The 301-nt window shown below is 66.4% G+C and carries 1 pseudogene; it reads right to left on the reverse strand.

The window, feature by feature from the left end:
• Position 1 precedes the first annotated feature (1 nt).
• Positions 2–301, reverse strand: a pseudogene (locus B2V90_RS19400) (hypothetical protein); the annotation flags it as partial.

Below are 301 nucleotides of genomic sequence, written 5' to 3' on the forward strand. Positions count from 1 at the left end.
GTCAGCAGCGCTTGCGCGTCACTGCCGTCCCATCAGTGACGATGGTGAGCCGCGCGCCATCGGCCGATGGCCTGAAACTAAGGGTGCGCGTCCAGCTTTCGCCCTCACCTGTAAAGGCGGCCTGCACCTGAAGCCTGCCATCGGCCTGCTGGTTAACCGACTGCACGACGCCAACGCTTTCATGGAAAATAAGCTGGTCCGGCTCGACCGTCAGTTCCATCGCATCCGACCGGTCGCCGCAGCGGGCCTGCGTGCCCGCCCAGCGCCCCTGAACGCTGGCGGGGATCGGCCCCGCCGATGA

The organism is Sphingobium sp. UBA5915 (genome assembly GCF_002431195.1).
In the GTDB taxonomy this organism is placed as follows: Bacteria; Pseudomonadota; Alphaproteobacteria; order Sphingomonadales; family Sphingomonadaceae; genus Sphingobium; species Sphingobium soli.